The following is an 8,056-nucleotide window of genomic DNA, read 5'->3' as shown; positions in this document are numbered from 1 at the left end:
CGTTCCGCGCGGCCTACGAACTGGGCGCCAAAACGGTGGCTGTCTTCCCGTATGAAGACCGCAACTCGATCCACCGGCAGAAGGCCGACGAGGCGCGCACCGGCAACCGCAAAGGCAAGGTCCGGCTCGCGATCGGCGTCGCGCTCACGGTGGGCGGCTCCGTCCTGCTGGCCTTCGGAGCGCTGTCCGCGAACCTGCTGATTGCCCTGCCCGGCGGCATGCTCTCCTTCGTCGGGCTGCTGCTGTGCGCCACCTTGTTCGTGCCGCCGCTGGTCACCGCCGTCGGCACGCTGGCGAAGCCCGCAGGAGTGCCGGGCAAGCTGGCCGCGGTGAACGCGGTGCGCAACCCGGGGCGGACCTCCGCCACCGCCACCGCGCTGCTGATCGGCGTGACGCTGGTGGCGATGATGATGACCGGCGCGCAGACCGCCCGCACCGCCTTCGACGCCCAGCTGGGCGCGGAGTATCCGGTGGACCTGGCGGTCGGGCACCTCACGCTCGGCGGAGAACCGCTGGACGCCTCCGCCGCGGCCACCGCCGTGACGTACGACGGCGTTGCTGCCGCCGGTCTGGTCACGAACGGCGGCTTCGCCGACCTGCACGGCCAGCGGATCGGGGTGTACCAGCTGGCGCCGGAGCAGCTGGGCCTGCTGCAGGACGGCTCGCTGGAGCTGGACGGGACCACGGTGCTGATGCCACAGGGCTCGGGCCTGGAGACTCTGACCGTGACCGGCAGCCGGGGGTCCAAGGAACTGCGCGTGGTGGAGGCCGACAGCCGCACGCTGCCGCCACTGATCTCCGCCGCCGTGGCCGCCGAGATCGGCGTGCCGGAGCTGCCCGCCGCCGACTCCCCGGACTACTACTCCGCCCTGCCGCAGCTATGGGTGTCCGTGGACCGGGACCTGGATGCCGGGGCGCTCCTGGAACTGCGGACCGAACTGGCCGCCGGGCTCGACGTGGACGAGCACCAGGTGTCCGGCGCCGCCGTGGAACGTGCCGCGTTCAATCAGGTGATCGATGTGCTGCTGCTGGTGGTCACCGGGTTGTTGGGCGTCGCGGTGCTGATCGCGCTGGTGGGTGTGGCCAACACGCTCTCGCTCTCCGTGCTGGAGCGCACGCAGGAGTCGTCGCTGCTGCGGGCGCTCGGGCTGACCACGTCGCAGTTGCGCGGAATGTTGGCGCTGGAGGCCGTGCTCATCGCCGGGGTCGCCGCGCTGATCGGATCGGTGCTCGGCGCGGTCTACGGCTGGCTGGGCGCGCAGTCGGCGCTCGGTGCGTTCGCCACCGTAGTTCCGGACGTCCCATGGCTGCAGCTGCTCGGCGTGCTGGCCGTGGCCGTGGTGGCCGGCCTCCTGGCCTCCGTGCTCCCGGCCCGCCGCGCCGCCCGCCTCTCCCCCGTGGAAGGCTTGGCGACCGTCTGACCGGAGCGCCGCCGTCCCAGCCCGGCCTTCGGCAGGCGCGGGACGGCGGCTATCTGGCCCATTCGGTCTGCATTTCGGCGACGGGGTGGATGTTCACCATCCTCACGCCGTCCGGGGTGGTGGCCGTGAACTCGTGCCAGGCATAGGCCGGGATGACGATCACGGTTTCGGCGCCCGCATGGCCGGATTGGCCGTCGATCGTGAAGTCGATCTCGCCGTCGAGCAGTACGAAGATTTCCTCGTAGGGATGGCGGTGGCGCTCCGCCCCGCGCGAGTTCACGAAGAAGGATGCGTGGGCGCCGTGTTCGCTGCCATGGAAGACGGCGGCTCCCGAGGCGGGACGCAGGCTGGCAAGGGACAGGGCCTTGTAGGTCATCGGAGCGGCCTTCCGGTCGGCGGGTAGCCGACACTCTACCCACTGCGCGACCGCACTCCTAGGAACGGCAATCAAGCCGCCCGCCTCCCCCGGCGGCCGCCCGCGGCGGAGACATCTGCGGGCCCTGATGCTACGTTGGCCGCACAAGACCAGTGCAGAGTGCCGTGTGGACGGAGGAAAGGCATGAGCGGTTCCACCGCAACCGAAAAACAACCGGAGCTGAAACGGGCCATAGGACCCAAACTCCTGCTCCTGTTCATTGTGGGAGACATCCTGGGCACGGGCGTCTACGCGCTGACCGGACAGGTGGCCGGCGAGGTGGGCGGCGCGGCGTGGGCCCCGCTGCTGCTCGCGTTCGTCGTGGCCACCATCACCGCGTTCTCCTACCTGGAGCTCGTCACCAAATACCCGCAGGCCGCCGGGGCCGCGCTGTACACGCACAAGGCCTTCGGCGTCCATTTCCTCACCTTCCTGGTGACGTTCGCCGTGCTCAGTTCCGGCATCACCTCCGCCTCCACCGCCGCCAAGTTCCTGGGCGAGAACTTCATCGCCGGGTTCAACCTGGACTGGAACCAGACCGGCGTGACTTGGGTCGCGATCATCTTCATGGCGGTCCTGGCGGGAATCAACTTCCGCGGCGTCAGTGAGTCTGTGAAGTTCAACGTGGTCCTGACGGTGGTGGAGTTCACCGGCCTGCTGATCGTGATCTTCATCGGCTTCTGGGCCATGAGCCAGGGCAATGTCGACTTCAGCCGGGTCATGGTGTTCGAGACCTCGGAGGACAAGGGCGTCTTCCTGGCCATCACCGCCGCCACCTCGCTGGCGTTCTTCTCCTTCGTGGGCTTCGAGGATTCGGTGAACATGGCCGAAGAGACCAAGGATCCGGTCACGACCTTCCCCAAGGTCATGCTCACCGGCCTGGGCATCACAGTGATCGTGTACGTGCTGGTGTCCATCACCGCGGTGGCCATCGTGCCGATCGGGCAGCTGTCGGAAAGCCCGACGCCGCTGCTGGAAGTCGTGTCGGTCGGCGCGCCGGGCTTCCCGGTGGACGTCATCTACCCGTTCCTGTCCATGTTCGCCGTGGCCAATACGGCGCTGATCAACATGCTGATGGCCAGCCGCCTGCTCTACGGCATGGCGCGCCAGGACGTGCTGCCGCGGTTCCTGGGCAAGGTCCACCCCAACCGCCGCTCGCCCTGGGCCTCGATCATCTTCACCACGCTCATTGCGTTCGTCCTGATCTTCGTGGTCACCAACCTGATGGGCACCGACACCGTGGCCGCGCTGGGCGGCACCACCGCGCTGCTGCTGCTGGGCGTCTTCACGATCGTGAACCTGGCGGTGCTGGTCCTGCGCCGGAAACCGGTCGACCGCAAACACTTCCGCACCCCCACCGTGCTGCCCTACTTCGGCATGGCCACCTGCCTCTTCCTGGTGGGCCCGTGGGCGCAGGATCCCATCGAATACCAGATTGCCGGCGTTCTGATCGGCCTCGGCCTGGTGCTGTGGCTGCTCACGTGGCTCTGGAACCGCGGCGCGTACGGCAGGAAGACGCGGTTCCGCAGCCCGGAGGAACTGGGCGGTTGACGGGACCGGGGCGTACGGATCGAACCGGGCGCTTGACCGAGGCGCGCGGGCTGCCCGAAGCCAGGCGATCGACCGGAGCGGCCGATTGACGCAGCTCGGGCGATTGACCCGGGGCATGGGTGGGTAAGGACAGTGAAACAACGACGGCGGAGGCCGTCCGCGTGACGACGACGCCGGCGGCCCGATGAGAACGGCCGCGGGCGTGATGACAGCCAGCAGGAAGGAAGGCCATGGCCGCCAAGAAACACCGGACCCGGACACTGGACCAGGAGAACCTCGCCGCCTATCTGGACTACCACCTGCTGGGTTCGGCTGCGGGCGTGCAGTTGTTCGACGCCGTCCGCCAGTCGTGGGCGGGAACACCGGAGGAGGCCGAGTTTCGGAAGCTGCGCGACGAGGTGTCCGCAGAGCGCAAGGAACTGAAGGCCCTGCACCGCAGCCTCGGCTACCGGCGCAACAAGCTCAAGCAGCTCGGCTCGATGGCCGGCGCCATCGCCAGCAAGGTGAATCCGCTCAACCCCACGCGCGCTTCGGGCGGGGTGGGCGCCCAGCTGGAACTCGAATCGCTGCTGTCCGCCCTGCGCGGCAAGCAGTGCATGTGGCAGGTCCTGACCGTCTTGGCGCCCAGGGACCACCGGCTGGACGCCACCCGCTTCCAGGAACTCGAGGCCAAGGCGGTGGACCAACAGAAGCGGGTGGAGCGGATCATGGCCGCTACTGCGGGCCGCCGCTTCCTGCCGGGCGGGTAGGGCTACTCTGCCGGTTCTTCGTACTTCGGGAAGATCGGCGTGGGCGCCGGCAGCGGGGTGCCCGGCACCAAAGCCGTGCCGATGGCAGCGAAGTCGCGGGCGCCGTCGTCGTCCTGTCCCAGCACGTCCAGCAGCTTGCCGGCCGCGGTGGGCATGACCGGCTGGACCAGGATGGAGACGATGCGCAGCACCTCGAGCGTCACGTAGAGCACGGTGTTCATCCGCTCCACGTCGGTCTTGCGCAGCACCCACGGGGCCTGTTCCGCGAAGTACGCGTTGGTGTCGCCGAGCACGGTCCAGATGGCTTCGAGCGACCCGTGGAAATCCTGGACCTCGTAGGCCGCCCGGGACTTCTCGAGCAGGCGCTCGGCGCGGGCCAGCAGTTCGTGGTCCTCGGCGGCGAGCGTTGCGGGCTGCGGGACCTTGCCCTCGCAGTTCTTGGCCACCATGGACAGCGACCGCTGGGCGAGGTTGCCCAGGTTGTTGGCCAGGTCCGCGTTCATCCGGCCGACCACGGCGTCGTGGTTGTAGGAGCCGTCGGCGCCGAAGGGAACCTCGCGCAGGAGGAAAAAGCGCACCTGGTCCAGGCCGTACTGTGCCACCCATTCGGCGGGAGCGACGACGTTGCCCAGCGACTTGGACATCTTCACGCCGTTGTTGTTCAGGAAGCCGTGGATCATGACGCGCTTGGGCAGTTCCAGCCCGGCCGACATCAGGAAGGCGGGCCAGTAGACGGCGTGGAAGCGGGAGATGTCCTTGCCGATCACGTGGACGTCGGCCGGCCAGAACTTCTTGAACGACTCCGACTCCGTGTCCGGGTAGCCGACGCCGGTGAGGTAGTTGGTCAGCGCGTCGACCCAGACGTACATGACGTGCTTGTCGTTGCCCGGGACCGGCACGCCCCAGTCGAAGGTGGTCCGGGAGATCGACAAGTCTTCCAGGCCGCCCTTGACGAAGCTGATGACCTCGTTGAAGCGGCTGCGCGGGGCGCCGAAATCGGGGTGGTCTTCGTAGAGCTTGAGCAGTTTGTCCTGGTAGTTGGAGAGCCGGAAGAAGTAGCTCTCCTCCTCGGTCCAGGTCAGTTCGGTGTCGGTCTGGATGGAGTAGCGCTTGCCGTCGTCGCGGAGTTCGGTCTCGTCCTCGGCGTAGTAGGCCTCGTCGCGGACCGAGTACCAGCCCTCGTACTTGCCCAGGTAGATGTCCCCGGCCTCTTCCATCTTCTTCCAGATGGCCTGGGACGCGGCGTAGTGGTCGGCATCGGTGGTACGGATAAACCGGTCGTAGGAGATCTCCAGGACCTGATGGGCCGACTTGTAGGCCGCAGTGTTCCGGTCCACCAATTCCTTGGGGGTCATGCCCTCCTTGGCGGCGGTCTGGGCGATCTTCATGCCGTGCTCGTCCGTGCCGGTCAGGAACATGACGTCGTAGCCGTCCAGGCGCTTGAAGCGCGCCATCGCGTCGGTCGCAATGTACTCGTAGGCATGGCCGATGTGCGGCACGCCGTTGGGGTACGTGATGGCCGTGGTGATGTAGAACGGGGGCTTGGGCTCGGATGCGGTCACCCTATGAAATTACCCTCTGCGTTCGGCGGTGTCGAAATGTGCGACGCCCTCGGTGGCGCGTGGTCGGTCGGTCGCCCTGAGTGGAGCGAGACGGCCGGCGGCGGTCGTGGCCTGGGAGGAGCGCCGCCGTCGTGCTTCATCCACGGAAGCCTCACCGGCAGTGCCGCCAGGCGAGGAGCGCCGCCATCGCTTTGTCCACAGATGGGCCGGCGGGATCGACGGCGGGCGGGAGGTGAAGGCATGTTGATGGCATGCCTGCTTCTTCTGCTCCCCGGTCGGTGGATATCACTCCGGCCCGGTTGATGACCTTTTCAGAGTTGCGTCGCTCAAACTACGAGGAGAGCGATATAGCTGCAGCGCTCCGGGCGCGGAACATCGTGAGAGTAAGGCACGGTGTTTATGCCTCGGCAGCGTACTGGCGGACGTTAAAGCCGTGGGACCGCGATGTCTGGATGATTCGCGCCCATCATCTTGGTACACGCTCGGAGCTGGTCTACACCCACGTCTCGGCTGCCCGCCTGTGGGGCATGGATGTCTGGAACGCGACCAGTGAGATCCACGTGGCCCAGGGAACGAGGCACGGCGACAATTCCGCCGGCGCGGTCCGGCACCAGCTGACGCTTGCCGATCACGAAGTGGCGTCGCTGGACGGTCTCCGCTTGACCAGCAAGGAGCGCACGGTCGTCGACTGTGCCAAGCTTCTGCCTTTCGACGTGGCGACGGTCATTGCGGATTCGGCACTGCGCGGCGGCGCCAGTCGGGATGCAATGGTTGCGATCCTCGACAAACAGGCCGGCTACGCGAATGTCCGCAAAGCCCGCCGGGTGGTGGCCGCCGCGAGGCAGTCGAGCGAATCCGCGGGCGAGACCAGGCTCCGGCTCAAGGTGATCGAATGGGGATTCCCGCCGCCGGTTTTGCAGTATGGAATTGACACAGTCAGCGGACGGTATCGAGCAGACCTGGCATGGCCGGAGCTGATGCTGATCCTGGAGTTCGACGGCGACACCAAGTACAGCCGGGCGCCGACTGACCTTGTCCTGCTGGAAGAGCGGAAACGAGAAACTTCGCTGATGGAATGCGGCTGGAGCTTTGTCCGCGTCCGCTGGCCGGAGCTGGACCACGAGGCAACCCTGAGGAACCGCATCGCCAGGGCCTACAACCGAGCCGTCTACGAAAGCGGTCGGCCCCCGGCCGCTTAGGACAACGGCGAACGGCGCGTCCCGTTGCCCGGTGCAGGGTTTATCGGTCAGTGCAGGCGGCATGGACCCTGCACTGAAGGATTTACCCTGCACCGGAAGCACCGCGCCGGGAATCCGGCCAGGTGACGGCGGCGAACGGGCGCCGGCCTGGATCGTAGGGCCGGCAGGTCAGGCTCTCCCGGCGTCCCGGCCCGCCGGCCTGTTACGGGTGCTGGGGCTTGGCGGTGCCCTGAGCCGACGGGGCCGACCTGCGCGGGGCGCCGGTCCGCCGGGACGTTGCGCTGGCCCCTAGTTCATCCGGGTGCTGCTGTCCGCGGCCCTGATGAGTTCCTGGTCGTGGGACGCCACGAGCACGGCAATGCCGTCCTTGGTGGTGTCCTTCAGGATGTGGATGATCTTGTTGGCCTGTTCGCGGTCCAGGTTGGCGGTGGGCTCGTCCACCACCAGGACCTTGGTGCCCAGGATCAGCGCGCGGGCGATGGCCACCCGCTGGCGTTCGCCGCCGGAGAGCTGGCCCGGACGGTGGCGCATGCGGCGGCCCAGCCCGACCAGGTCCAGCAGGTCCTTGGCCATCTCGGTGCGCTCTTCCACCTTGCCGTCGGGCACGGCCGGCAGCAGGACGTTCTCCAGCGCGCTCATGCCGTCGATCAGCGCGCCGCCCTGGTCCACGTAGCCGATCAGGGCCCGGCGGCGGTCGGAGATCTCGTCGTCGTCCATGGTGCTGAGGGCATCGCCCTGCCAGAACACCTCGCCGGACGTGGGCTGCTGCAGCCCGGCGGCCACGGTGAGGATGCTGGTCTTGCCGGAGCCGCTGCGGCCGGCCAGGCAGTGCATGGTCCCGGCTTCCAGGCCGAGGTCGAAGTCCTCGGCAATCACGAGCGGCTCGGCACCGCCGTCGTACCGGATGGTGATGCCTCGCAGCTCCACCGGCATGGCGTGGTCCGCGGTGCGCTCCTTGGTGGCGGCGCGGGTCAGGGGTTCTTCAATCATTTCCGGGTCCTTGTCATCAAAACAAACCAGAGGAGCACGGCCGCGATGCCAGCGGCAGCGGCCCACACCGCGGTATGGGGTGCAATAAACAGGGCGGTCACGACGGCGCCGATGACCGCCAGCGGCAGGGCGACGGCGGCGGTGATGCCGGCCTCGCCGCGCCGGGCCT

General features: G+C 67.8%; 7 protein-coding genes. 4 read left to right on the top strand and 3 right to left on the bottom strand.

The window, feature by feature from the left end; genetic code table 11:
- Nucleotides 1–1,421 (top strand): FtsX-like permease family protein (locus AC5RV2_RS12050; RefSeq protein ID WP_494092524.1); only part of this gene is annotated, 1,421 nt, incomplete at its 5' end.
- Between the two features lie 49 nt (nt 1,422–1,470).
- Here AC5RV2_RS12050 and AC5RV2_RS12045 read toward each other — a convergent pair.
- Complete coding sequence (locus AC5RV2_RS12045; RefSeq protein ID WP_494092523.1) at nt 1,471–1,797, bottom strand: cupin domain-containing protein; 327 nt, start codon at nt 1,795–1,797, stop codon at nt 1,471–1,473.
- A 183-nt stretch (nt 1,798–1,980) separates the two neighbouring features.
- Here AC5RV2_RS12045 and AC5RV2_RS12040 point away from each other — a divergent pair, with 183 nt between their 5' ends.
- Together AC5RV2_RS12040 and AC5RV2_RS12035 are read left to right on the top strand one after the other, a co-directional pair.
- Nucleotides 1,981–3,387: an APC family permease gene (locus tag AC5RV2_RS12040; RefSeq protein ID WP_494092522.1), complete on the top strand. Its 1,407-nt coding sequence runs from the start codon at nt 1,981–1,983 to the stop codon at nt 3,385–3,387.
- 230 nt (nt 3,388–3,617) lie between these two features.
- A complete protein-coding gene (locus AC5RV2_RS12035; protein ID WP_494092521.1) occupies nt 3,618–4,136 on the top strand; it encodes a hypothetical protein in 519 nt (172 codons plus the stop codon).
- A gap of 2 nt (nt 4,137–4,138) precedes the next feature.
- Here the strand turns inward: AC5RV2_RS12035 and metG are convergent, their stop codons facing one another.
- Nucleotides 4,139–5,698, bottom strand: coding sequence for a methionine--tRNA ligase (metG, locus tag AC5RV2_RS12030; RefSeq protein WP_494092520.1), 1,560 nt, complete (start codon nt 5,696–5,698; stop codon nt 4,139–4,141).
- A gap of 251 nt (nt 5,699–5,949) precedes the next feature.
- On the opposite strand from metG, the gene AC5RV2_RS12025 reads away from it, so the two are divergent.
- Nucleotides 5,950–6,897 carry a type IV toxin-antitoxin system AbiEi family antitoxin domain-containing protein gene (locus AC5RV2_RS12025; protein ID WP_494092519.1) on the top strand — a complete coding sequence of 316 codons (948 nt, stop codon included), beginning with the start codon at nt 5,950–5,952 and terminating at the stop codon, nt 6,895–6,897.
- A 288-nt stretch (nt 6,898–7,185) separates the two neighbouring features.
- Here the strand turns inward: AC5RV2_RS12025 and AC5RV2_RS12020 are convergent, their stop codons facing one another.
- Nucleotides 7,186–7,887: an ABC transporter ATP-binding protein gene (locus AC5RV2_RS12020; protein ID WP_494092518.1), complete on the bottom strand. Its 702-nt coding sequence runs from the start codon at nt 7,885–7,887 to the stop codon at nt 7,186–7,188.
- Between the last annotated feature and the right edge of the window lie 169 nt (nt 7,888–8,056).

The organism is Arthrobacter sp. Y3225116, from assembly GCF_059091245.1.
This window is presented reverse-complemented; position numbering and strand designations above follow the sequence as displayed.

What these genes read in the sequence shown, in the direction of transcription:
- AC5RV2_RS12045 (WP_494092523.1), bottom strand. Translation starts at nt 1,797, where the DNA reads ATGACCTACAAGGCCCTGTCCCTTGCCAGCCTGCGTCCCGCCTCGGGA.
- AC5RV2_RS12040 (WP_494092522.1), top strand. Translation starts at nt 1,981, where the DNA reads ATGAGCGGTTCCACCGCAACCGAAAAACAACCGGAGCTGAAACGGGCC.
- AC5RV2_RS12035 (WP_494092521.1), top strand. Translation starts at nt 3,618, where the DNA reads ATGGCCGCCAAGAAACACCGGACCCGGACACTGGACCAGGAGAACCTC.
- AC5RV2_RS12025 (WP_494092519.1), top strand. Translation starts at nt 5,950, where the DNA reads ATGCCTGCTTCTTCTGCTCCCCGGTCGGTGGATATCACTCCGGCCCGG.
- AC5RV2_RS12020 (WP_494092518.1), bottom strand. Translation starts at nt 7,887, where the DNA reads ATGATTGAAGAACCCCTGACCCGCGCCGCCACCAAGGAGCGCACCGCG.